This is a genomic window from Pseudoalteromonas sp. PB2-1 (assembly GCF_045040605.1).
GTDB lineage: Bacteria > Pseudomonadota > Gammaproteobacteria > Enterobacterales > Alteromonadaceae > Pseudoalteromonas > Pseudoalteromonas arabiensis.
In genome coordinates this window covers 931629-955068 of record NZ_CP090667.1, presented here as the reverse complement: position 1 = coordinate 955068, position 23440 = coordinate 931629, and the positions used below count along the sequence as shown (strand labels likewise).

Sequence of the window (23440 nt, the reverse complement as noted above, 5' to 3'; positions counted from 1 at the left end):
CTTAACCCGCGGTCTCTTCTTCGTATAGCTGATAAGTAATTTCTTCTCGCTTGCTCATATCACGTACAATGCTCATGATTTCACGACGTGCAGCATCCACTTTACTCACCGGCTGTGATGTTGTTGCTTCTAACTGCTGTTGATACACTTGCGCTAAGCGTTTTGGTAATGCCCCCAAAAGGCGCGCCACAATTTTTTCATCTGCGCCTTTTAATGCCATCAACCAAAGCTCGTCAGGTACGTCGTTCATTAATTGAGAAAGGGTCTCATCACTTTGCAGTAATAAACTGGCAAAGTCATACATACGCTCTTGTACTGCATCTGCCACTTGTAAATCATGCTTTTTAATAACTTCAATAATTTGGCTTTTATTGCCGTTATAACGGCTCATAATATCAGCGACTTTATCAACACCATTTACCTGAGAGCCGACTTGCTTGCCGACAAACTCAATACAGGCTTCAATGGTTAATCGAATATCATCCATAACATGCTCACTGACTTCTCGTAAGCTGGCAATACGGTATAATAGGTCTTCATGCTTTGCTTGAGGAAACAATGCAATGACAGCAGCGGCTTGATCCGCTGGTAAAAACGCTAAAAACAGCGCTTGCATTTGCACATGTTCATGCTCTAAGAAACGGACAATTAGCTCAGGTGGGATCCACTCTAAACGACGCAGATCGTCACTCATCGCGCCACCATAAATATCATCTAACATGCCACGGGCAAGCTTACGTCCAACGGCTTTATCAAGTGCTCTTTCAAGATACAGCCTTGATGCACCATTAACCCCACTTTCGTTACGGTAACAATCGAAAAAACTGGTGAGCGTGTCAGCTACATCATTTTTTGTAATGTTAGAAATACTGGCCATTCGCTCTGAGATTGCTTGTACCTCACGGCGACCGAGTTTACGGATCACACTTGCTGCATTTTCTTCACCCATACTGAGCAGTAAAATAGCAGCTCTATCGAGTGACGCACGAGCAGGTGCTGACATTGTCACATTATCTTGATTTACTTGACTCAACTTCAACTCCTTGCTCTACCCAATATTTAATAACAGAGGTTACACGCTCGGTTTCTCGGCTTGCTAATAACTGCATATGTGCAATTTGCTCTTCAAAATCACTGCCTATCTTAGGCAACGCAATATTTTCACCTTCCTGCTCAGGCTGCTCATTTTTGCTATCTCGCTCAAGTGCGCCATCCAGAGGTGTACTTTGTCTTTCATAGGCATCGCTTTTAGCGGCGGCTAATTTTTCTTGCTCATTTTCACTTGGTGTTGAAGCTGTTGTTTTGCCTTTAATCAAATGATTTACCAGCGGTCTTACCGCAAAGAAAATAAGCATTAAACTAATAAAAGTACCGAAAATGTAACGAGCATACTCTCGAATTTCAGGCATTTGCCACCATTGTAATCCGTCAGACGGTACAAAAGGTTTTGCTTCAACAAATGCAAAACTGGTGATATTGAACTGATCGCCACGCTGCTCATTAAAACCGGTGGCTGTTTTAACCATTTCGCCTAAAGAGTTTAGGCCTTCTTGGCTCCAACCTTCAGCTGTGGCTGCGGCTTGTTCATTAACAAGTACCGATACGCTCATTGAGCTTAAGCGTCCAACTTCAAAACGAGTATGGGTAACAGAGCGGCCATTTTCATATTCACGGCTACTTTCACTGCGTTCAGACACTCGTTCATTTTCAGCCTCTTCACCTTCTTGATCTGGCAATGGAGGTTGATTAGCCAGTGAACCCGGAATACCACCGGCAAATTGGTCTTGTCGAGAATCTGATTTAACCAATTCTTGCTTTAACACCCCTTGTGGGTCTACCGCTTCACGTGTTTCTTCAACAACGCTAAAATCAACATCTGTTGAGACCTGAATTCGAAAATTTCCTTCGCCTAAAATAGGCAGTAACATAATTTCAGCGCGTTGTTCTATGTTACGTTCAACCTTTTCGATAAATGCGAGCTTCTTATCACTTTCTTTACCAACGGGAGTGGTATCAAATAAATCACCCGACAGTAACTTACCGCGTTGATCGACTACTGATACATCTCGCGGGTTTAAACCTGGTACCGAGCCAATGATGAGTGAAATAATAGCTTCTACTTGTTCAGCTTTTAGCTCATGCCCTGGCGCTAAATCAACCATTACAGATGCAGCTGATTTTTGCTCTTCCCTACCTATAAATAAGCTACGCTTTGGTATTGCTAAATGTACTCGCGCATTGCGAACACCTTGCATATTAATAATGGTGCGAGCAAGTTCTCCCTCCAAAGCATGTTGATATTGCATCGATTCCATAAACTGGCTTGTGCCCATCGACACTTTAGCACTTAGGTTATCAACGCCCTCAGGCATTGAAGCTTTAATACCACGTGCCGCTAGAGTGATTCGTGCGTCTGCTAATTTTTCTTGAGGAACTAAAATATTGCCTGTGTCGTTATCGATACGAAACACAATTTGTTCTTTATCCAATATTTCTAAAATATTAGCTTTATCATAACTTTCTTGGTTGCCGTAGAGTGGCACGTAGTTCTTTGCTGATGTCCACAAAATAACAACGATAGTTGCAGCTACTAACGTCGCCAATAAAGCGATTGTCGCGACATTTCTATCATGGCTTTTATTTGAAAAGTTTATTTTATTTGAGAAGTTTACGACTTTTTCACGTAGGTTTGTCTCCCCAGACATCGGCGGTACAGCTTTAGTTAATTCGCCTTTCATAACAACCTCTACAGTGACATACGCATGACATCATCAATGCCATTAAGTAGTTTATTGCGTACTTCCATTAACATTGAGAAGCTTAGGCTGGCTTTTTGACTTGCGACCATTGCCCCCACAACATCATCCGTTTGCCCCGTATCTACCGCATGCATCATTTGCGATGAGATATTTTGTTGCTCATTAACAGCGCGAACAACTGTTTTGAATTCAGTACTAATTGCTGCGTCTTGATATTTACTTGCTGCAGGCGCAATGCTCTCTGCCGCAGCTAGTTGCTGCATATCAGTCATTTTTCCAAGCAGAAGGCGTTGACTTTCAATAGGTGACATTACTCTGTTCCTTAAATTAAGCGATTGCGTCTATATCCATGCCATACTCACGCATGGCGGCTATTTTGTATCGAAGAGCTCGGGTACTCACACCGAGTGCCTCTGCGGTTTGGGTTCTGTGTCCTTTGAAACGGCTAAGTAAATCATAAATATAATCAAATTCAGCTTGTTTCTTGCTATGTTTTAACTGTGACGCACTGGTTGTCGTGAGTGCTTTAACGTTTTCGGGTAGGTTTAGATCTGCCGCTTGAATTTCGACACCGCGAGCCATCACTAATGCCCTTTGCACTACATTTTCCAGCTCACGAACATTACCTGGCCAGTGATAGCTATGCATCAACTGCTCTGCCTGTTGACTAAAGTGAAACTTCTCATCTCCGTATTTAGCAATAAAATACTTCGCTAATGGTAAAATATCGTCACTTCGGTCACGTAATGCTGGCCACATTAACGGCAATACATCTAAGCGGTAAAATAAGTCTTCACGAAAAAGGCCTTTCTCTACTTGCTCACGCAGTGGCTTATTGCATGCTGCAATCACACGAATGTCGAGTTTAATGCGTTGATGACTGCCTAATCGCTCAACCTCTCGCTCCTGTAGGACACGAAGTAATTTAGCTTGCAGCTCTAAAGGCAGTTCAGTTATCTCATCCAGTAAAATAGTGCCGCCATTTGCAAGCTCAAACTTACCCGCTTGCTGTGCTACCGCCCCCGTAAATGCACCTTTGTTATAACCAAATAACATAGACTCCAGCATATTTTCTGGAATAGCTGCGCAGTTAACCGCAATAAATGGCTTATCTGCACGTGGAGAAGATTGATGAATGAAGTTAGCGAGCTTTTCTTTACCTGTACCCGACTCACCCATAATGAGTACGCTTGCAGATGTTTGTGCTGCACGATTGGCAAGTCTCAGCACTTGCTGTGATTTCAGTGACACAGCAATTAAGTCACTCACACCATGCTTCATAGAATCAGCGTTACGGATAGTTAGTTTGAGTTGATCAGCAAAAAACGGTTTAAGTAAAAAGTCGACAGCACCATTATTGAGTGACTGTGAAGCAAGCTCACCTTGGTTCGATTCCACAAGCGTGATAATTTGTCCACCTTGATGAGTTCTTTTAACTAGTTTTACCAAGTCAACCAAGTTCATTTGTGCTTGTTGAGCATCAATTAATACCAGTTCAGGCTGATAACTCAAACAATAACCAATAGCGTCGGGGATCGAATCTGTGTACAGAAGTTGATACTGCTCATCATTGATCGCCAATTCAATTTCACGTGATGGTTGTTCTGGCGCAAGCCATAGTAGATGTTTCTGATCCATATTCCTTCTCACACCTTAGCTTTTTTGACGAAATAGACGAATTAAGACGCGCCTATTTGAAGACTGACCGTTCGAATCTGAATTGCTTGCCACGGGATAGCGTCCTCCGTGAGCCCTGATCTCAATTAACTTTGCATCGATCCCGTACTCAATAAGTCGGGATGCCACATCATCGGCTCTTTCTTTCGATAACAAACGATTGGCAAGTGGAGAACCGACATTATCTGTATGTCCATCAATCATGACTTTCTTAACTTTAGGATCGAGTTGAATATAACGAACTAGTTTCTCTAAATAACTCAGGTCTGCGGCACGTTTAACAACACGCTCTCCTGAGTCAAAATTAATTTCATAATCTCTCGCTTGTCGCCAAGATAAAGGTGCTAATTTTTCACGGCATTGCTGGTATTTATCAATCGCGTTATCACTATGAGTTGTAGGAAAGGTCAGTCTCAGTTGCTCATCGCCAAACCCGACGATTGTATCTAACCAGTAGCCTTGCTTAATGGCGCTTAAAAGAGGTGCAACACCTTGTTTAAACGTAACCTGTTGCTGCTCAATATTGGCTGAAAAGAATTGTATAGAAGGGGCGATTGCTTGCTTGTTTTGCCAATCCGCTGTACGGGCAAATACTTGTACATCCGTGATATCACGTTCGGTTAACAACCACTTAAAATCTAGGTGCTGTGGCTCTGCAGGCTCGCTAATAATCGATAATTGCGCATAACTATCTAATTTTTGGCTAAGTTGGCAATAAAAAGCATCGCCACTGACATACCATGTTGCCTGCTCATAATTTTGGGTAATTACGCGTTCAGCTTTCACAGGCAATGCATAAGCAGTTATAATGCCTACAACAATTAAAAAAGTTGCCTTAACAAGCTGATATGAGTTGTTCATTCGTATTCCAATTATCATAAACAGCCCAATTAAGGGCTTTAACGTATATAATAAGCGGAACAAATTGCCTGAAGAGGCGAATAGACGTGCCGCTAAGTTAATGTAACCCCACTATCATGACCTTGCGGTTTTAGACTGGAAGCTTTGCGTCCTACCCTTTCGGTGTAGTTTGCCATTTAATTGTCTTAGTGTTTCCAACTAAGTAACTGTTATTATAAAACAGTTAACAAGTACCTAATTCTTAATGATTATAGATAAAAAAAACCAAAAAGCAACATTACGGGTATTTATTCATATTAAATTCATACCGCTTACACTATCCTAAAGAGCCAACGATACTAACTTTAATATTATCAGGCACTTCATTATAAGAAAGCACTGATAAACCTCCCTTCGTAAATGAACGTGCATAGCGCGCCAGTAAAGGTCTTAGCTGCGGAATAACAATCAACACAGGGTTAACACCTTGAGATTTCATTTCATCAGTAATCACAGGCATGGCTCGTTGGAACTGGCCAAGTAAATTAGGATCTACAGCAAAACTATCTAATGCTACCTTCCCTGCTTGCATGGCTTGTTCTAACGAACTTTGCATCGTTTGCTCTAGTTTTTCATCTAAGCTATAAGCAGCTAATTCGTCACGATTGCCCATCACTTGTTTTACTAACACACGTTTTAGTGCACAGCGTACATCGGCAGCAAGTAGAATCGGGTCTTTTGTGACTTCGATACTGTCAACTAAAGTGCCTGCAATAGTCACGATATCACCAATCGCGACATGCTCCTTAAGTAGCATTCTCATCACTTTTAGTTGCAGGTTAATTGGTAAAGACTTTTCAAGCGCATCAGCCAAACTAGGTGATACAGTCTTTAATCTCTCGTGTAAGTTTTGAATATCTTCATAACTAAACAGCTCATCTAAATGCTCTTTTATCACTTTGCCCATATGCGTTGCGATTACCGTGGCTAAGTCGACAACTGAATAACCCATATTCAGTGCCTTGGCTTTATTTTGCTCATCAACCCACACAGCTTCCAAACCATAAGCTGGGTCCGTCGTTAGTTCACCATCTAACTGGCCGTAAGTATCGCCGGTGTTTAAAGCTAGTAGCTGCTTGGCATTCAGTTGAGCAGACGCAACGGCCACTCCTGCTAGTTTGATTTTATATTCTTGAGGATTAAGATTGAGATTATCTTTAACTCTGATTTCAGGTAACAAGAAACCAAGTTGTTCAGATAAGCTTTTACGCATACCACGTATTGTTTTTGCTAGCTCCTCACCTTTTTCCTTATCGGCCAGATAAACTAAACGAAAACCAAGCTCAACGCTTAAAGTATCGACATGCGGAATATCTTGCCAGCTCAGAGCTGCTTGTTCTTGGGCAATTGTATCTGTAATACTTTGCGCTTCTTCTAACTGCCCTTGTGGTGTCTTTTTGTAAAGTCGCCAAGCAACATACAAAAGAGGCAGTGCAAAGCCAATAAACGCAAGGCTTGGCATGCCTGGCACAATACCTAACACCAGCATGACTAATGCGGCTGTTAGAATCACTCTTGGTGAGGCAAGTAACTGGCTTCCCACCGCTTCACTCATGTCACCTTCATCGTTCATTCTGGTAACAATAATTGCCGCAGCAACAGCCAGTAATAATGAAGGGACTTGTGCAACTAAGCCGTCACCAATTGTTAAAAGAGCGAAACGTTGAAATGCTTCAGCCATGCTCAAGTCATGCTGAAATACCCCAATGCTGACACCACCCAGTAAGTTGATCACTAAGATGATCAGACCGGCTATTGCATCACCGCGTACAAATTTAGAAGCACCATCCATTGAACCATAGAAATCAGCTTCTTGTGCCACGGTAGTACGTCGTTCTTTAGCTTGTTCTGGGCCAATTAGTCCCGCATTTAAGTCGGCATCAATTGCCATTTGCTTGCCTGGCATTGCATCAAGAGTAAAACGTGCTGCAACTTCAGAGATACGCTCGCCACCTTTGGTGATTACGACAAAGTTAATCACCATCAGAATAATGAATACGACGATACCAACAACATAGTTGCCACCAATCACCACCTCACCAAATGCTTGAATGACTCGCCCTGCCACATCAGAGCCTTCATGACCATGTAGTAAAACAACCCTAGTCGATGCAATATTTAGGGTAAGGCGCATTAAGGTTGCAACCAACAGAATGGTTGGGAAAACAGAAAAATCGAGTGGTTTCGAACTTGAAACAGCAACCAATAACACGATCACAGAAAGTACAATATTAAAGGTGAATAAGGTATCCAGTAGCCATGCGGGTAATGGCAAAATAACCATAGATAAAACAGCTAACAGCAATACCGGTATAGCAGTATAAGGTCGGGTTAAACTACGCCAATTCAAAGTCATTCTCCACCATTATGGTTTTTGTAAATTTTTTGGAATTTCAAGTTCAGGCAATGGCGCTGGCGCTTGACCTCGCCCTTGCTTGTAAGCCTTTAGCTGCATTACATAAGTAAGTACATAAGCAACCGCTTTATAAAGTCCATTAGGTACTTCTTGGTCGATGCGTGTCGAAAAATAGATAGCCCGCGCTAAAGCAGGTAACTCAATAACTTCTTTATTGTGCTGACGCCCTAATGTTCTGATCCTAAGTGCCATTTCATCCATGCCTTTAGCGACAACATAAGGTGCTTTGGCTTTTTCTTCGTTATAGCGAATCGCAACCGCATAGTGTGTTGGATTTGTAACAATCACGTCTGCTGTGGGGACCCGCTCTTCGATACGCCTATTTGCTTGCTGATATTGAATTTGCTTAATTTTGCTTTTGATCTCGGGGTTACCATCGGATGATTTGCGCTCTTCCTTGACTTCTTGATGGGTCATTTTAATTTTATCTAGAATTTGTTTTTGCTGAATAGGCACATCAATCACAGCTACAAATAACAGCAAAGTTACAGTGATCATCATAGCTAAAAATAGCAGGCTAATACCTTGATTTAGAGCCACCAGCAAGTCTTGATTTTGTAAGGCTACTAACTGCTGCCATAACTGAGTCAAAAAGCTAAATAAGCAAATAGCTAACAAGGCAATTTTAATCATCGACTTTAACAGCTCAGTCAAAACCTGTTTACCAAACATTCTTCCTAAACCCGAAAGAGGATTTAGCTTACTTAACTTAGGTGCGAGTAATTTTTTTGAGAAAATAAACCCACCAGGTAACACTCCCGTGATCCACATAGCGCAAAACGCGAGCAATAAAAACGGCACTAAAGTTGCCAGCATATCGAGTATTGCTTGAGCAATGGCATTTGGCATGAGTTTCGTATTATCGATAATACGATGATCCAGTTGCATACTTGTGCGCATCAAGCCAATAAATAGGTCATAAAATAAATTAGCGAAAAACAATAGCCCTGCCACACTCACCATCAATAAAATAGCCGTATTAAGTTCTTTAGAACGGGCTACCTGCCCATCTTCACGTGCTTTTTTGAGGCGCTTTTCACTGGGCTGTTCTGTTTTTTCTTGTGCACTGTTATCTGACATTCACCCTCCCATCGCCGTTTTAAATACGGTTAAAACATGGTAGGTCAATTTAGCAAATGCATTGCCTGTGTAACTAAGTGTCATAAATACACAAAAGAAACCCATTATTAAGGCCATCGGAAAGCCTAAAACAAAAATATTCAAAGAAGGAGCTGCGCGACTTGCTACGCCAAACGTTAGATTGACTAACATCATGGCAATCACGCCAGGTAGTGCAAGTAGTAGAGTAGAGGCTAATAACCAAGCAAATAAATTAACGACAGCCATAATGTCCAAGTTATAAATACTGCTGCCTATAGGCCAAACAGTAAAACTCTCGACCATAACGTGCAACGTAATTAAATGACCGTCAGCGGCAAAAAACAAAAGCGCAGCCATTATCCAGAATAACTGCCCTAATAATGCAACCTGATTACCACTGCCAGGGTCCATTACCAAAGCCATCGATAAACCCATTTGCATCGACAACACAAGACCAACCAGAGACATCACTTCAAACAACAACCGCAAGGCAAGCCCCATTAAGACACCAAAAATGATCTGCTCAACAGTCAGCACGACAGCATCTAACGAAAAAATATCAACCGCTGGAGCGAGTGGCAATTGCCCTGCCACTAAAAAGGCCAGCATCATAGCCACAGCGATTCGGGCGCGTGGAGTCACTGCGGGGTTTTCAAATACTGGCATTGCCCACAGCAAAGCCGAAAACCGAACAAATGGCCACCACATGGTGCCCATCCAGCTAACAATGTCGTTACTGGTTAAAGCAATTAAGGAGTTCAACCAAAAACCCCTGGGATCATAAACTTAAGGTCTTCAAACCACGTCAATAAGGTGCGCACTAACCAATGCCCTGCAAACACCACCATTAACAGTGTTAGCAACATACGAGGTAGAAAGGTTAACGTTTGCTCTTGAATAGAGGTGGCGCCTTGTATAACTGCCACCACAATACCCAAGATAAGCCCTGGTACTATCAGTACCAAAATCATCTCTATAATGGTATAGACTGCATCGGCAATCAGTTGCGTGGCCATCTCAGGACTCATATTGGCCCTCCGAATGTTGCAGCCAGCGTTCCTGCCACCATTGACCAACCATCAGCGAGTACGAACACCATCAGCTTAAATGGTAAGCTGATAATCAATGGGGATAACATCATCATACCCATCGACATCAATACGCTGGCAACCACTAAATCAATAATCAAGAAGGGAATAAAGAGCATAAAACCGATTTGAAAAGCGGTTGTCAGCTCACTAAGCACAAAAGCAGGCATAAGTACTTCAAATGGAATTTCATCCGCTTTTAAGTTGGTGGGCTCATTAGCAATTAAAAGCACTTGATGTAGCTCGCTTTCACGTGTTTGCTTAAGCATAAATGCACGTAGAGGCTGTTCAGCTCGAGCTAGTGCTTGCTCTAATCCCATCTCTTCTGCTTGAAAAGGCTTATACGCATTTTGATATATATCTTGCCAAACCGGGCGCATAATAAGCATGGTAAGCATCAATGCAATACCAATTAAGACACGATTTGGGGGACTTTGCTGTAGCCCCATTGCTTGGCGCAAAATCGCGAGCACAACAATGATCCGAGTAAATGAGGTCAGTACCATTAACAACGCTGGTATTAAACTCAACACTGTCATCATTAACAAAATTTGTAGCTTGACGTTATAGTCTTGCCCTTGCTCTGTGTCTTGCAACGAGAACAATGTTAATTCTTGCGCGTTTAACCAAGTTGGTAAAAGAAGGATAAGTAAACCAAACCCGACGTTGAATGCACTGCGTAAATTCATTACTTAACTATCCGCCTTTTCTTGCTCATCTTGGCTGATAAACTTAATACCATATTGGCCATCAACCAGTACAACTTCAGCTTTCGCAAAGTATACACCGTTCACTTTCACATCCATCGGCTCACCTGCGGCTTTGTCTAAGCGTAAAACATCGCCGTGTTTGGCTTGTGATAACTCACCTAACGTTAATTCTGTGCTCGCGACTTCTAGCGTAATAGTTAACGGCACATCAGCAAATACAGACATATCATTCTCATTGCTTGGCTCAGCGCTTAAGTTGTCTAAGCCATCAAGCTCTAAACCTGCTAATGCATCATCAAGGTTGTCAGTCATAATTCATTTACTCTTTATTTGTGTTATCTGTAATTTGGAAAGTCAAACTGGCATCTTGTTGTACAATTTGACCTGTAAAGAAGGTTTTATTACCTAACTTGAAAGAAGCAGGCTCACTAAGTTGAATAGGCAATACCTCACCATTTAATGCCGCTTTTAACTGCCTTAACGTGACTTTTTTGCGCGCCATTTCAACATGTCCTCTCACTAAAAATTGGCTGCTTTTTTCCATATTTAATAAGTGTGTTTGTTGTTCGTCATGCTCGCTTTGCGGTTGACTAAAGAAAGCCACTGGCAACCAAATGAACCAGCTGATCACATCGTTATCAAGAATTAACCGTACTTTAAATGCAAGGTAATTGACCGCGCTCGGTAAGTTGTTAGTGCTACATGGCTCAGCGAGTAAGCATGCCCGCTCTTTAAAAATAAGCTCTTGAATACCCTGAACTTGTTTTTGTAATAACCGTGCACAAATGCGGCTTTCTGTGCGTGTTAACTCTGCTGGCGGCTCTTCTGCTACAGCCTTATTAGCTTGGCTTAAATCACCACCTAGGCATAAATCAGCCATTCTGTGAGCACTTGTGTAATCCAATGCGATATAAGCATCAGCGTCTATTGGCTCAAAAACAGAACTTTTAAAGAAAACGCGTTTCGCTTCAGCTAGCCAGCTTTGCAAGGTGCTGTGTGAACATAAGTTAATATCAACAGCAAACTGACTATCATTAAATAGCTGTCCTAACTCAAACTCGATGGCTTTATGCAAACTAAACTCACCCGCTCGCTGATGGGCAATTTCGTATTGACGTTGTTGCTGTGTGATCGCATACGGCCTAAACTCTTTACCTTGTTCAGCCTTGAAGAGCTTTATTTTTGGCTTAACAAATTGCTTCATAAAATTTTCCAATATCCAAAAGTGTGGCTATAAAGTCGTTGTGTAATTAGCCTGCTTTTGTAACTCAGCAACTAACTCTATACGCCTTAATTCATCTTTCTTTTGCCATTCAATACCAACAAAGTTCAGTTTTTCTGTAACGGGATACGTATAACGAATTGTGCCAATAAAAGCATTACTATCATTAAATGCTACACGGACCTTGCCCGGTAACTTATGCTCATTTGGCACCAACATTCCAGCCCCACCTACGCTAATATCTTTAACCACAGCACGGCATATAAAGTAGTTAAACAACCATGAATGATGCAGCTTAACGGCAATGCCACCTTGTTGCATTGCCGCAGGAAGATTGAGTATCTTGCTCACAAAGCGGCCAGCGAGGGTGAGTTCGTTTCGACTCTTCTGACTTATTCATATAACTCCTGCGAGCGTAATACTGGCTGATTTGCTGTTGCAGCACTAGCGGCCTTTTTAACAGGATTATTGATGTTATCCTCAGCGAATAACGCCTCTAACTCTGATTCTGCCTTTTTGGTCAGAATCAGGATCTCGACACGTCTATTTTCACTCGCAAATCTATCTTTTTGATTAATCGGTCTATTAGAAGAAAAAGCATTAACTTGCATAACTTGGTTTGTTGGCATCCCACCTGCTGCCATGATTTTTCTTGCTTGAAATGCACGTGCACCTGATAAGTCCCAGTTATTCGACTGAGTTCCTTTGAATGCACTGGCATCACTGTGACCCGAAATAATGATTTTGTTTTCAATACTTCTGAACAGGCCACCTAAGTGTAAAAATAAGTCTTCAAAAAATGGCGACATGGTTTGCTCTGAACGCGCAAACATTTGATGATTTTTGTCATCTTGAATAATTACTCTGAGCCCAGAACTAACTTTCTCAACCTGCAGATTGTTCTGTAATAGCTCTTCTTTGGCTAAATCTTGAAAGCTACTTAGTAATAAACTCAGCTCACTTGATGCTGCAAATTCACTGTCAATCACTGAATTAAGCTTATCGCCTTTCCCCGCTAAAGGCGCATGATCGCCTTTAGGTACTTTTAAATATTCACTCATGCCTGGGCGAGGATTATCAGGTGGCAAGCGATTTGATGCTTTATGATCAACAACGGAAGGTGACCCCCCTAAATCGACAGGAAAAGGGCTATTGCCTGGTTCAAATAATGCGGGGCTACCATCAAAGATTGAATGTGTACGCATATAATGAGCAATATCTTTTCGCTCTTGCTCATTGGTAATAGCCATGATCCATAGCACCATGAAGAACGCCATCATCGCTAATGTGAAATCAGCAAAGGCGACTTTCCAAGCACCACCATGCTTGCCACTCTTTGCTGAGCGGCGACCACGTTTAATAATTACTGGGTTAGAATTATTCATTTAAGCTGCTCGGTTATTGATCCACTGTTCCATCGTGGTAAAAGAAGGTTTACTTTCTTGTGTTATCAGTTTTCGACCAGAGTCAGTCGCCACAATAGCTACATGGCCTTTTGCGTGGGCAACCAACATAGCTCGAACACACTCAAGCATAGTCATTTGTTTCTTTACATACTGCTGCATAGCCGATGACAGAGGTGCTAATAGGCAGTAACAACCAAAAATACCAACAAAGGTTCCCACCAGTGCTGCCGCAACGTGATAGCCAATTTCGCTCAATGGTCCATCTAAGTGCTGCATCGTGATAATAATGCCACCTACCGCAGCTAAAATACCGAAACCGGGCATTGCTTCGGCAATGTCGCCTAACGCATTTGACGGCTTCATTTTTTGCTCTTCAATGGAAAAGATCTCTTGCTCTAACATAGCATCGAAATCATGTGGGCTAATTTTTCCCATGCTGTATAAGCGTAGGTTGTCACAAATAAATGTTACTAACTCAGGAAAGGCTGTGACCTGTGGGTAGGCTAAAAAAATTGAGCTAGTATCAGGGTTTTCTACATGATCATCTAACTCTTTAATCCCTTTTAGGCGAGCCAGTTCAAGTAAGGTGTATACCACCATGAGCAAGTCATGATACAAGTCTTTGTTATTTTGATTTTTATTGCCAAAGAATTGATATTTTAACTGACTTAACATTTCAGTTAAAACATGACGTGAATTACCAACAATAAGTGCTCCTAAGCCCGCACCAAAAATGATTACAAACTCTGCAGGCTGCCACATACTCGCTAAGTTACCACCAGCAATAGCAAAGCCACCTAGTACGGCGGCCAGCACAACGACTAAACCTAATATTCTTTGCATAATTGTTTTCCCGGTTGGTTATTCACTTTGTTGAAGTTTTCTTGTTAAAGATTCTATTGCCAATTTATGTAGTTGGCAGACCCGTGCTTCGGTTAAATCAAGGGCAAGGGCTATTTCTTTCATGTTCATTTCATGGCTGTAGTAAAGATGCAGTAACAACTTGTTTCTTTCTGGTAGGCTGGCGAGTGCTTTTTGTAGCATTAAAGCCGTTTCTGTATGTGATAACTGGCTGCCTGCATCAGTAAACGAATCATCGTGACCGAGCAATGCTTCGAGGCTATCAATTGCTTCAGCTTGACTTGCATAATGCAGTTTCAACAGCTGGTCTAAATCAATATCCAATGCTTGACATAGCTCACTATCATTTGGCTCTCTGCCTAGTTGCTTCAATAACTTGCGCGAAGCATCACGCAATTGATGCGACTGTTGTCTTAGTTGTCGTCCTCGCCAATCTATTCGACGAAACTCATCTAGCATCGCGCCCCGAATACGCTTAAAAGCAAATGCCGAAAATTGTTCGTCGACATTTCGACCATAACGACGAATTGACGAAAGCAGTGCCACTAAACCTATTTGCTGAATATCGTCCATGTCGACAACAACACCCAATTGCGTTCGCATGTGGGAAGCTGCACGCTTCACTAAGTATGCATACCGTTCGAGTAGTTCCCCCTCGGTATGTGTACTCATTAAACCTGCTTGCTGCTCATCCGAAGATGGCCATTGTTGTTCAACTAACATACGCGTTCTCTACTGAATGAAAACATTGGTTATTAATACATCAGCCAATTCAAGCGATGACTTATTAGCCAACACCTTATTAAACTGACTAAGTAGGTCTGTTTGAACTTTCTCTACATCGGTAAATGTGCTCCGCACAGTAGCGTGCTCCATATTCGCAAAGTTTTTTACAAGCACATTGCGTAGTACTGGCATAAAGGTTTCAGCATCTGTTTCGTTTTGTAAGGTTGGTGCAAAACCAAGGCTCAAATCGAGCACTAAATAGCGAGCATATTCATCGTCAGCAACACTGATAATAAAGCGATCCATTGCCATATATTTAACGTCTGGTTTATCAACAGAGGCCACTGGGGCTTGCTCTGTTTTTGATTCTTGAAAATAGCTTGCACCAAAAAAACCAAGTGCTAATAATCCGACAGCAAGTACTGCTAATTGTATTTTTTTCAAAGTTCCACTCCCATTTCTATATCAGTCTATTCAACCAATCTTGTTGCTGCGCTTGCCTAGGCTCAACGGAGGTAGGCAAATCATTTAACTGATTAGCTGCAATATCTTGCTCTTGTGTAAATTCGTGTGTTTGTTTGTGCTGTTGATGTTTATCGCTAATATCAACATCAACAGTACTTTGCTCGGCATGAGTGAGTGATTGGCGAAGTTGCTCAAGCGTTTGTTGCATGGCTTCACGTATTTGTGGATTACTCGCAACAATGTGTACTGTGGTTTTTTCTCCCTCAACACTAATACTTATGTCAATACTGCCTAACTGGGGAGGATCAAGGCGGATTTGCGCGCGTTGAACCTGTTGGCCTATTTGCAACTGCACCTTGTCATGCAGCACATTCAGTAAGCGTTGGCCCCATTCACTACTATTTGTCGATAACGACTCAGTTCGCCACTGCTGCACCTGTGTGGCTTGCTCTGAACTAGCAGCAGAAGAAAAAGAAAATGAACGACTTAATTCTGTCGTCGCAAAATTGGGCTGCTCAAGCGCTGTCTTAACCTTAGTGGGCTGTGTAGGGCTTGTTTCCACCATTAAAGCCGGTCCTACTCTAGTTTCACTTGAGCGCAACGTTTCCAACTCAGCCACCGGGGGCATGTGCGGTTGTTGGCTGCTAAGTGGGTATTCTTTACTCGGCGATGCAATAGCCGTATTCAAACTTGATGCATTAAATAAAGGTACTTGCTTTTTAGTTAACTCAACAGTTTCATTGTTTAATAATTGATTAGCTGCCGGTATAGCTTGAGCGCTATTAGGGCTAGGCTGTAATAACTCTTTAGCGTTCGAAGCACTCGTTACTTGTAACTGTTCCTGCTCTGTAGCATTTGCTATCGACTGAGTAGATAAACCACCAAGCAAGGTTTTCGAGGCTGATTCACCCTGTGTAGTAGGGCTTTGCTCATTCACGCGTATTTTTTCTGATATAGCTTCATTTTCAGCAGCAGTCTGCATAGCTAAAGTAAGGCTATCCTGCACAGGAAGCGAGCCCAAAGCTTGTGGTTCTGTAACTCCCTGAGAAGCGGGTTGAATAGGCAGGGCTGAATCAACTTGCTCCATATTGATTTGTTCTTGAACTGTCGCTTCAGCACCTTGTTGCAGCGATGTTTCAGATAATGCAGTTATACCTGGCGCTAACATGCTTGACTCATTTTCAGCTTTAAACTGTGTATATACACCTGAGCGCCATTGAGACGGTAGCTCAAATTGCTTTTCTGTCTCTACTTGCTCAAGCTCAGAGCGAAGCTCACTAGTAGATTGCGCGTGTTCTTCATGTTCGGTTAAATCGAATTGGCTTGTTTCAGGGTCAGTAAAGTTTGCTTGCACCTTTTCAGCACCGGCTCTATTCCCTGAAACATGTGGGTGTATGATTAATTCTTTCATTAACGCGCACCATCAGTAAATTGTTTGTATGCAATAATGCCGTCGCGATCTTTTTGATGTTGCTGCATACGTGTTTGTAATTCGTTTTTTTGCGCATTAATTAATGCTAGAAAGTGTGAATATTCACCTTTCAACTCACTCACTCTAGACTGCCAACTTGGATACCAAGGTGCTAACTTCGCCTCATTAAGGATCTGCATTAATTGCTGATCAAAATGACGAATATGTTGCCACTGCTGCTCTTCTATCGCTTTCGCCATAGCTTGCAATAGGGTTTGAATTTTCTGGTCTGTTTGCTGTTTATTCATCATGATCATTTCAATTAAAGCGAGCAGCCGTAAACAATTCAGAGCTGCATTAACACCAGCTTAACGAGCAAAAAGCATTCCAAAACACAAGGTATTGATATACAAAGGAAAAATTAATTTACAAAATGCTGAACGGAAGTTTAATTTCCGCTTATCGGAAAGGTAGGAAGTAAAGAGGAACTTAAGCGTTTGTTGAGTTACAAAAAAAGCCAGCTAAAAGTGCTGGCTTTGGATTCAGAACAAATAACATTACTTATAAATAAGGTGTGATTAAGCAGCTTGAGAGCCTAATCCTGCCCAGCCCTGCTGTAGGTTTTGCATAACTTCACGTACAGATGACAATGCAGATAAATCATTTTGAAGACTTGCAGTCATTAAAGCACCACCACAGTACTCATAAAGCTGCTGCATATTAACAACGACTTCGCCGCCTTTTTCTGTATCTAAAGAGGCATCTAAACCACCAAGAATACGCATCATTTTTTCGATGCCCTGAGCTTTTTTATCAAAACGCTTTTGCTGTATATGACCAGCTACCCGCTCAAGTTCATCTAAAAACCCATCGAATAACATTAAAACTAACTTATGAATATCAGCGCCAGCCGCACGGCTTTCTACTGAAGTATTTTTATAAGCTGAAAAGCCATCATTTAAATCATACATAATTAATCCCCTTAAAATTGTCCCATTGATGACTCTAATTTAGAAATCGTTATTTGCATTTGCGTAAATTGTGATAAGTAGCGGTTGTAAACCTGCTCCATAGAATATTCATGGCGCTGTTGTTTATCTGTCACTAGGTTTAAACTCGCTTGCAGAGTATTTTTCTTATCATTAATTAAGCCATAGCTTTTTGTGTATGGCTCAACACGCTGCTCGAGTTTCGCCATCAAACCATCAGCACCTGTTAACATGTGTGTTAGTTGCTCAGGTTGAGTGGCAATTGCATCTTCTAACTTACCTTTATCAATAGATAGCTTGCCATAACGGTCAAATTCAATACCAATGGAAAATAAGGTTTTCCCTGCAAATTCACCTTGAAAGTCATTGCGTAATGAACGCCCTATTCCCGATGCCATAACATCTCTTTTTAATGCATCGTTATCGTTTATTGAGCTTAATAATGTATTGAATTTATCAACAAATTGCTGAATATTCTCAACGCTTTTCTCATTATCTTGTGCAACAGACACTTTAATGGGTGTCTCTCCAGCCTGCTGGGCTTGAGTAAGGTTAATACTCACACCATCAATAACATTATCTAGTTGGTTACTGGTTGAGGTCACCGTAATATTTGAATTTGCACCTAGCTTTACAATAGCATCTTGCGCACTGGTTAGTTCTTGCTGTGATGCAATGGCATTACTAATATTTGCACCATTTGCGTCTGCACCGGGTGTAAATGTTGTTGATACAGTATTTGCAACACCAGACTCTTCACTGGTCAGCACTAAAAATGTTTCACTCCCTGAGCGCATCAACGTCGCTTTTACGCCACTATTGTCAGCATGATTGTTGATTGCACTGGCCAAGTCAGTAAGCGTTGCCCCCGCAGGCAAACCCGCTAAGTCAACAGAAAAGCTGTCCGTGCCAAGGCTAACAGCCAATTCGCCATCGGTCGATAAGGGTTGGCTTGGATCAAAACTTAATGCTATCTGGTGTGCTTGTGCTAACTGCTCAACAAAAATATCGTAGTCACCGCTGACTGCATCAGCTGAGGCTGTCACATTCATATTTGTTTCGCTACTAACAGACGCTGTATTAGTAAGCAAACCTGTATCAGGGTCTTGGTAATCTTCTAATGCATCAAAAAAATCTGATAAATCATTCTTAAGCTGAGTAAATGCTTTAATTTGATTATTATATTTTGCATATTGCGTAGATAAAATCTGATCTTTTGCTTGTCGCTCAATTTGCGTGTATTGACTCGCTAAATTAGCGGGATCAATGCTTAGCGCTGATGTCATATTGGCTCTCCAATTAACGATAACGAAAGCACTTTACAAAAAAGCGCTTTCGTTATTGCAAAGCACCGCTTAATTGGCGGTGCTTATTATAATGATTAGATTAACGTAATAGTGAACCAATCATTTGTGTTGTGCTGTTTGCTGTACTTAGTACTGAAATACCAGAATTCATAAGTAGCTGTTGCTTAGTCATGTTTGACGTTTCTTGTGCAAAATCAGCATCCATTAATTGACCCGCAGAAGCTTGCGTGTTCTCTTTCATGTTTGTAACGTTGTTCATTGTGTGCTCAAGGCGGTTCATTGTTGCACCTAAACCAGAACGCGCTGTACCAATCTCATCAATGATAGTGTCAACAAATGCGATTTGAGCTTGAGCTGTTGCAACATCAGTAAACGCTGCTGCGTTACCAATTGCAGTAGTTACGTTGCCAAGCTCAGTTGAGATATCCACACCGAGTGTTTCTGCTGCACTTGCACCTACTTGGAAATCAACTTGACCAGCACCAAATTTACCCGCTGCATCAAGTAGTGTTGTACCGTCACCAAACGACGTGTTATCCATGATGTTAGTTAGCTCTGCTGCAAGAGCTGTGTACTCTGCACTTTGTGCTGTCCACTCACCTGCACCATTTGTGTCACTTGCACCTTGCGTTGCAAGTTCTTTCATGCGGTATGCAATATTGGTCATTTCTTCAAACGCGCCTTCAGCTGTTTGCATCATCGACATTGCATTGTTACCGTTATAAAGACCAGCTTCTTGACCACGAACCTGTGCATTAAGACGTGTTGCGATTTGCAGACCCGCAGCATCATCTTTTGCTGAGTTAATTTTAAAACCAGAACCTAAACGCTCAAGTGCAACAGAAAGATCGTTGTTGCTGCGGTTAAGTTGGTTTTGAATAGAAAGTGACGCCATGTTTGATTGAATTGATAAAGCCATTTTTAAATTCTCCTGTGAATTCTATTTATTTAACTTTCATTTATTAAGAGCGACCACCTATTGTAAAAACTAAAATTTTTTTTTATTTTTTTCATTTATTTTTAAATCTGTTCAAAACCGCCTGTTATTAAAAACGCAACAGCGTGCTTCAAGGCACGCTGTACGAATTTAAAAACTAATTTATCTTTTAAGCTAAAGCGTATTTCACCATGCTACGGGTCATGTTTGCTTGTGCTGTTATCACAGCAATGTTATCAACATTTGGCGTAAGCATTTTTGATTTTAATGATTGGCTAAGTTGCGTCATTTGCTCACCAGAGACATCTGCACTTTTTTCTATTTGCTGTAATTGGGCTGTAAGCTCACGGTGCTGGGCTTGGATTTGTAATAAATTGGCCTTTAGCTGACGCTGAGCACGATTTATAAAATCTAAATGTGCGCTAACATCTTGCTGTTTTTTTACCGACTCTTCTAGTTGATCAAGCGGACTGGCGAGCTCTGAAAGTTGAAGTGAAATAGGGTTACCCGCTGCCACCCGTACTCCCTGGCCGGTAATGACCCAATTTTCTTTAAGTGCATCACTGTGCTCAGGGGATGTAGTGAAAAGTAAACGGTTATCGCGGTTAACCTCAACATTTATTTGCTGCTTGGCGAATGCTTCAGCAATCGTATTTAAGTTTTCAGCTTCACTTTGATTAGCCGGTAGCTGTAAATGTACAGCTTTACCGCTTCGTCCTAGCAGCAAATGAATACTTTCATCGTGCGGACGTTGTGATATCAAATCGACTTTACTATTTAACTGACGCACAACTTGAGCATTTGGCTGCTGCACTTTAAGTTGCGAATTTAGACCTGAACTTTGTGCGCTTGCTTGTTGCTGCAGTTGAGTAATTTGCTGCGTCATACTGTGACTTTGTAAAGCAGAAACCGGTGCACTACTAGGCATTGATTTTAACTGTTGCGCGAGTTTTTCAAGACCTGAATATAACTGTTTTATGGTCATTTCACGATGTTCAACTTGCGCCATAGCTTGGCTCAACTGGCCCTTTTTAGCCCATCGAGATAATACGGCAACTTGGCCTTGTTCAGGAGCTGTATTTTTAGCTGATTGCTTTACATCACTCGCCGACACCGGGCTCTGCTGCTCAACAACAGATGCTTTGCTCGACTTAACTGATTCAATCTGCGTTGGCTTCTCGCTACCTTGAACAAGCATGATTAATTATTCCTTAAACAATAACTACTTAATATATGAAAACAATGATAGCTGTGTAACATTTGCATACACTTGCATCGAAGACTCATAAGCGGCCATTGATTCGTTCATGCGAATATAGGCTTCAGGGTAGTCAACTGCACTAATATCATCACGCAGGTTAGTCGTAAACGTATTGATGTCTTGGTTGCTGGTTGCCAACGAATCCATTGATGCCATCGTGCCACCGATCACTGTTATTTCGCCGGTAATATGCCCTAAATAATCAGATAAATTATTAATCATGGTGCGCGATTCATTACCAACACCCGCAGCAGGTGGGTTGTCAATTAAATCCAAATAATCTTTCATAGCGTTTAAAAAATCAGCATTAGGGTCTAAATCACTACCGATAATATTTGTTAATACGTTAGAGTCTGGTGACACTGCCACTTCGCGAATACGTTCATCACCGTTATAAATGTAATCTCCCGCTGCATCTTGAATAAAAGGCTTATTATTGGTTTCGCTACCAGAAAATAAATAACGCCCTTCGCCATCCTGAGCATTCATTAAATCGAGCATTCCTTGAAAAATCACCCGCATTTCTTGTCCAAGTGCTTTTAATTGCTCAGTGCCCATTGAACCATCTGCTGCAGTCGTAATGAGCTCTTGTAATGAGTAGCTCTGATTTACAATGCCTGTTAGCTGTACTTCTTGCTGACCTAAAGCGTAATTGACTGCATCCATGTTGCTTTGATATTGCGATAAAGACTCGATTTCACTCTCAAGCTTTAGCAGCATTACGGCTCCTAAAGGGTCATCCGATGGTTTCGAAATACGCTCATTGGTCGACAATTGAACCGATGCTTTATTAAATTCTGCAGTGTTATGTTGGATATTTTTAATTGAATTAAGATGAAATTGGTGACTACTAATACGCATGACTCACTCCTAAAACATGGTTAGTAAAGTATTGAATACTTGATCAGCCGTAGTAATCACTTTGGCATTAGCGCTGTACATTTGTTGAAAATGCAGCAAATTAGCAGCTTCTTCATCTAAATTAACGCCACTTCGGCTATCTCGAGCAAGTACCGCATTGCTATTTAACACTTCAGAGGTTGTCGCACTGTTTTGATTTTGTTTACTTGCAATTCCCAAATCCCCAACCAATACAGAGAAATCATCATCATTACTTTGAATTGCCGCAATAATATTGGCGACATTGGCATTATCGCCACGCCCGCCTGCTGCAACCCAATTTCCTCCTGCGTCAAACTCCCCCCTATTAACGCTATTTTTTCTGGGGTAATTGCAGGATTAATTTCAATTGACGATAGAGGATTTGCAACGTTGTAAGTAAATAAAGGAATACCAGCATCACCATTTAAGTCAAATCCTTCAGATAAAGCAGTATTCACATCATCGGCAAAGTCCTTGACCAAATCACTTAGCTTTTCAAGTGTTGGTTGAATAACCTGTGAGTCAGCACTAATTAAGCCACCAAACTTACCACCGACTTGGTCATTAAGTGTAAATGATTGCCCCTTTAATGACGTGCTAACCTCAGTTCCCGCAACTGACACTGTTGCAGCAGAAGTCCCAATAACTAAAGGCGCGCCACTTAGGGTACTAATATCAAGGCTGCCATCATCACGTTCAGTGATGGCAATGCCTATCTGCGATGATAGTTCTGTTATTAATTGTTCGCGCTTGTCTTTGAGTTCTGCGGTAGGCTGCTTGTTTGCTATAGCTTGCACTATACTCTGATTCACGTCCGCGATCTGTTGAGCTGTTGAACTTGTGTTACTTGCTAGGTTCGTCATCTCTAGGCTCAACTTATCTATTTGTGCCGAAAGCGCACCATTCATTTGTGCTAAATCTTGTATCAATCCTTCCGATGAAGAAATAATTTGCTGTCTATATGCGTTTGAATCAGGGCTACTTGCCGCAGCATTAAAGGCATTTGTTATCTGTCCAACAGCATCATTAAAATTTAACGAGTCTGTACCAACAATTTCTTCTACATAACCTAAATATGTTTGCTTGCTTTGATAATAAGACAAGTCAGACTGCGTGCGCCAAATATCATCATTTAAAAATGCATCGACAATACGATCGACTGAATTAACATAAACACCGCCTAACGGCGAGTTGCTCGTAGCAAAACTTGCAGCTTGACGTGAGTAGCCATCAACTGCTGCATTTGCAACATTTTGACCTGCAACCGTCATAGCGACATTAGCCGCATTTAAGCCACTCATGGCGTTACTTATCATTGACAT

Annotated in this window: 26 protein-coding genes and 1 riboswitch; all 26 genes read right to left on the bottom strand. The window is 41.6% G+C overall.

Translation table 11 applies throughout. The annotated features are described in order from the left end of the window. Nucleotide 1: 1 nt before the first annotated feature. Nucleotides 2–1033 carry a FliG C-terminal domain-containing protein gene (locus tag L0Z67_RS04490; RefSeq protein ID WP_228074418.1) on the bottom strand — a complete coding sequence of 344 codons (1032 nt, stop codon included), beginning with the start codon at nucleotides 1031–1033 and terminating at the stop codon, nucleotides 2–4. Beyond that, the gene (gene fliF / locus L0Z67_RS04485) at nucleotides 1011–2738 is read right to left on the bottom strand and encodes a flagellar basal-body MS-ring/collar protein FliF (protein ID WP_193988443.1); all 1728 of its coding nucleotides are present in this window, start codon (nucleotides 2736–2738) and stop codon (nucleotides 1011–1013) included. Before fliF ends, L0Z67_RS04490 begins: the two co-directional genes overlap by 23 nt. Before the next feature lie 8 nt (nucleotides 2739–2746). Continuing rightward, entirely contained in the window at nucleotides 2747–3070 is a 324-nt protein-coding gene (locus tag L0Z67_RS04480; protein WP_062570318.1) for a flagellar hook-basal body complex protein FliE, read from the bottom strand. Nucleotides 3071–3086: 16 nt separating this feature from the next. Next, nucleotides 3087–4397: a sigma-54 dependent transcriptional regulator gene (locus L0Z67_RS04475; protein WP_130151065.1), complete on the bottom strand. Its 1311-nt coding sequence runs from the start codon at nucleotides 4395–4397 to the stop codon at nucleotides 3087–3089. Nucleotides 4398–4412: 15 nt separating this feature from the next. Then, nucleotides 4413–5297 (bottom strand): OmpA family protein, encoded by an 885-nt coding sequence (locus L0Z67_RS04470; RefSeq protein WP_193988442.1) that lies wholly within the window; start codon nucleotides 5295–5297, stop codon nucleotides 4413–4415. 98 nt (nucleotides 5298–5395) lie between these two features. Then, a riboswitch (cyclic di-GMP riboswitch) is annotated at nucleotides 5396–5481 on the bottom strand. Nucleotides 5482–5613: 132 nt separating this feature from the next. After that, complete coding sequence (flhA, locus tag L0Z67_RS04465) at nucleotides 5614–7686, bottom strand: flagellar biosynthesis protein FlhA (RefSeq protein WP_062570787.1); 2073 nt, start codon at nucleotides 7684–7686, stop codon at nucleotides 5614–5616. 15 nt (nucleotides 7687–7701) lie between these two features. After that, on the bottom strand, nucleotides 7702–8832 hold the full coding sequence (gene flhB, locus L0Z67_RS04460) for a flagellar biosynthesis protein FlhB (RefSeq protein ID WP_193988441.1): 1131 nt from the start codon (nucleotides 8830–8832) through the stop codon (nucleotides 7702–7704). Continuing rightward, nucleotides 8833–9615, bottom strand: coding sequence for a flagellar biosynthetic protein FliR (gene fliR, locus L0Z67_RS04455; protein ID WP_062570315.1), 783 nt, complete (start codon nucleotides 9613–9615; stop codon nucleotides 8833–8835). Continuing rightward, nucleotides 9612–9881 carry a flagellar biosynthetic protein FliQ gene (locus L0Z67_RS04450; protein WP_130151061.1) on the bottom strand — a complete coding sequence of 90 codons (270 nt, stop codon included), beginning with the start codon at nucleotides 9879–9881 and terminating at the stop codon, nucleotides 9612–9614. The genes fliR and L0Z67_RS04450 overlap by 4 nt, the downstream gene beginning before the upstream one ends. After that, complete coding sequence (gene fliP, locus L0Z67_RS04445; protein WP_062570313.1) at nucleotides 9878–10630, bottom strand: flagellar type III secretion system pore protein FliP; 753 nt, start codon at nucleotides 10628–10630, stop codon at nucleotides 9878–9880. Before fliP ends, L0Z67_RS04450 begins: the two co-directional genes overlap by 4 nt. Nucleotides 10631–10633: 3 nt before the next feature. Further along, nucleotides 10634–10963 carry a FliM/FliN family flagellar motor switch protein gene (locus L0Z67_RS04440; protein WP_062570312.1) on the bottom strand — a complete coding sequence of 110 codons (330 nt, stop codon included), beginning with the start codon at nucleotides 10961–10963 and terminating at the stop codon, nucleotides 10634–10636. 7 nt (nucleotides 10964–10970) lie between these two features. Continuing rightward, a complete protein-coding gene (locus L0Z67_RS04435; protein ID WP_062570311.1) occupies nucleotides 10971–11855 on the bottom strand; it encodes a FliM/FliN family flagellar motor C-terminal domain-containing protein in 885 nt (294 codons plus the stop codon). 27 nt (nucleotides 11856–11882) lie between these two features. Further along, nucleotides 11883–12224: a PilZ domain-containing protein gene (locus tag L0Z67_RS04430; protein ID WP_405128481.1), complete on the bottom strand. Its 342-nt coding sequence runs from the start codon at nucleotides 12222–12224 to the stop codon at nucleotides 11883–11885. 41 nt (nucleotides 12225–12265) lie between these two features. Continuing rightward, nucleotides 12266–13258 (bottom strand): flagellar motor protein MotB, encoded by a 993-nt coding sequence (locus L0Z67_RS04425; RefSeq protein WP_062570309.1) that lies wholly within the window; start codon nucleotides 13256–13258, stop codon nucleotides 12266–12268. Further along, entirely contained in the window at nucleotides 13259–14122 is an 864-nt protein-coding gene (motA, locus tag L0Z67_RS04420) for a flagellar motor stator protein MotA (protein WP_062570308.1), read from the bottom strand. A gap of 18 nt (nucleotides 14123–14140) precedes the next feature. Next, complete coding sequence (locus L0Z67_RS04415) at nucleotides 14141–14863, bottom strand: FliA/WhiG family RNA polymerase sigma factor (protein WP_237114892.1); 723 nt, start codon at nucleotides 14861–14863, stop codon at nucleotides 14141–14143. A gap of 9 nt (nucleotides 14864–14872) precedes the next feature. After that, entirely contained in the window at nucleotides 14873–15310 is a 438-nt protein-coding gene (fliL, locus tag L0Z67_RS04410; RefSeq protein ID WP_062570306.1) for a flagellar basal body-associated protein FliL, read from the bottom strand. 16 nt (nucleotides 15311–15326) lie between these two features. After that, a complete protein-coding gene (locus tag L0Z67_RS04405; protein WP_405128480.1) occupies nucleotides 15327–16742 on the bottom strand; it encodes a flagellar hook-length control protein FliK in 1416 nt (471 codons plus the stop codon). After that, a complete protein-coding gene (locus tag L0Z67_RS04400; protein WP_130151052.1) occupies nucleotides 16742–17053 on the bottom strand; it encodes a hypothetical protein in 312 nt (103 codons plus the stop codon). Before L0Z67_RS04400 ends, L0Z67_RS04405 begins: the two co-directional genes overlap by 1 nt. A 267-nt stretch (nucleotides 17054–17320) precedes the next feature. Then, nucleotides 17321–17713, bottom strand: a complete 393-nt coding sequence (fliS, locus tag L0Z67_RS04395; protein ID WP_062570303.1) for a flagellar export chaperone FliS — start codon at nucleotides 17711–17713, stop codon at nucleotides 17321–17323. 11 nt (nucleotides 17714–17724) lie between these two features. After that, nucleotides 17725–19017 carry a flagellar filament capping protein FliD gene (gene fliD, locus L0Z67_RS04390; RefSeq protein ID WP_062570302.1) on the bottom strand — a complete coding sequence of 431 codons (1293 nt, stop codon included), beginning with the start codon at nucleotides 19015–19017 and terminating at the stop codon, nucleotides 17725–17727. A 100-nt stretch (nucleotides 19018–19117) separates the two neighbouring features. Continuing rightward, nucleotides 19118–19957 carry a flagellin gene (locus tag L0Z67_RS04385; RefSeq protein WP_062570301.1) on the bottom strand — a complete coding sequence of 280 codons (840 nt, stop codon included), beginning with the start codon at nucleotides 19955–19957 and terminating at the stop codon, nucleotides 19118–19120. 187 nt (nucleotides 19958–20144) lie between these two features. Beyond that, entirely contained in the window at nucleotides 20145–21173 is a 1029-nt protein-coding gene (locus L0Z67_RS04380; RefSeq protein WP_405128479.1) for a flagellin, read from the bottom strand. A gap of 24 nt (nucleotides 21174–21197) precedes the next feature. Then, nucleotides 21198–22097: a flagellar hook-associated protein FlgL gene (gene flgL, locus L0Z67_RS04375; RefSeq protein WP_193988437.1), complete on the bottom strand. Its 900-nt coding sequence runs from the start codon at nucleotides 22095–22097 to the stop codon at nucleotides 21198–21200. 9 nt (nucleotides 22098–22106) lie between these two features. Next, complete coding sequence (locus L0Z67_RS04370; RefSeq protein WP_405128478.1) at nucleotides 22107–22268, bottom strand: flagellar basal body rod C-terminal domain-containing protein; 162 nt, start codon at nucleotides 22266–22268, stop codon at nucleotides 22107–22109. Beyond that, on the bottom strand, nucleotides 22262–23440 hold the full coding sequence (flgK, locus tag L0Z67_RS04365; RefSeq protein ID WP_405128477.1) for a flagellar hook-associated protein FlgK: 1179 nt from the start codon (nucleotides 23438–23440) through the stop codon (nucleotides 22262–22264). Before flgK ends, L0Z67_RS04370 begins: the two co-directional genes overlap by 7 nt.

Excerpts from the sequence above, each read along its gene's own strand:
- L0Z67_RS04470 (WP_193988442.1), bottom strand. The coding sequence starts at position 5,297 with ATGAACAACTCATATCAGCTTGTTAAGGCAACTTTTTTAATTGTTGTA.
- L0Z67_RS04425 (WP_062570309.1), bottom strand. The coding sequence starts at position 13,258 with ATGAATAATTCTAACCCAGTAATTATTAAACGTGGTCGCCGCTCAGCA.
- L0Z67_RS04405 (WP_405128480.1), bottom strand. The coding sequence starts at position 16,742 with ATGAAAGAATTAATCATACACCCACATGTTTCAGGGAATAGAGCCGGT.
- flgK (WP_405128477.1), bottom strand. The coding sequence starts at position 23,440 with ATGTCAATGATAAGTAACGCCATGAGTGGCTTAAATGCGGCTAATGTC.
- motA (WP_062570308.1), bottom strand. The coding sequence starts at position 14,122 with ATGCAAAGAATATTAGGTTTAGTCGTTGTGCTGGCCGCCGTACTAGGT.
- fliF (WP_193988443.1), bottom strand. The coding sequence starts at position 2,738 with ATGAAAGGCGAATTAACTAAAGCTGTACCGCCGATGTCTGGGGAGACA.
- L0Z67_RS04440 (WP_062570312.1), bottom strand. The coding sequence starts at position 10,963 with ATGACTGACAACCTTGATGATGCATTAGCAGGTTTAGAGCTTGATGGC.
- fliS (WP_062570303.1), bottom strand. The coding sequence starts at position 17,713 with ATGTATGATTTAAATGATGGCTTTTCAGCTTATAAAAATACTTCAGTA.
- flgL (WP_193988437.1), bottom strand. The coding sequence starts at position 22,097 with ATGCGTATTAGTAGTCACCAATTTCATCTTAATTCAATTAAAAATATC.
- L0Z67_RS04415 (WP_237114892.1), bottom strand. The coding sequence starts at position 14,863 with ATGTTAGTTGAACAACAATGGCCATCTTCGGATGAGCAGCAAGCAGGT.
- flhB (WP_193988441.1), bottom strand. The coding sequence starts at position 8,832 with ATGTCAGATAACAGTGCACAAGAAAAAACAGAACAGCCCAGTGAAAAG.
- fliD (WP_062570302.1), bottom strand. The coding sequence starts at position 19,017 with ATGACATCAGCGCTAAGCATTGATCCCGCTAATTTAGCGAGTCAATAC.
- L0Z67_RS04475 (WP_130151065.1), bottom strand. The coding sequence starts at position 4,397 with ATGGATCAGAAACATCTACTATGGCTTGCGCCAGAACAACCATCACGT.
- L0Z67_RS04380 (WP_405128479.1), bottom strand. The coding sequence starts at position 21,173 with ATGCTTGTTCAAGGTAGCGAGAAGCCAACGCAGATTGAATCAGTTAAG.
- fliP (WP_062570313.1), bottom strand. The coding sequence starts at position 10,630 with ATGAATTTACGCAGTGCATTCAACGTCGGGTTTGGTTTACTTATCCTT.
- L0Z67_RS04385 (WP_062570301.1), bottom strand. The coding sequence starts at position 19,957 with ATGGCTTTATCAATTCAATCAAACATGGCGTCACTTTCTATTCAAAAC.
- L0Z67_RS04450 (WP_130151061.1), bottom strand. The coding sequence starts at position 9,881 with ATGAGTCCTGAGATGGCCACGCAACTGATTGCCGATGCAGTCTATACC.
- L0Z67_RS04435 (WP_062570311.1), bottom strand. The coding sequence starts at position 11,855 with ATGAAGCAATTTGTTAAGCCAAAAATAAAGCTCTTCAAGGCTGAACAA.
- L0Z67_RS04480 (WP_062570318.1), bottom strand. The coding sequence starts at position 3,070 with ATGTCACCTATTGAAAGTCAACGCCTTCTGCTTGGAAAAATGACTGAT.
- L0Z67_RS04400 (WP_130151052.1), bottom strand. The coding sequence starts at position 17,053 with ATGATGAATAAACAGCAAACAGACCAGAAAATTCAAACCCTATTGCAA.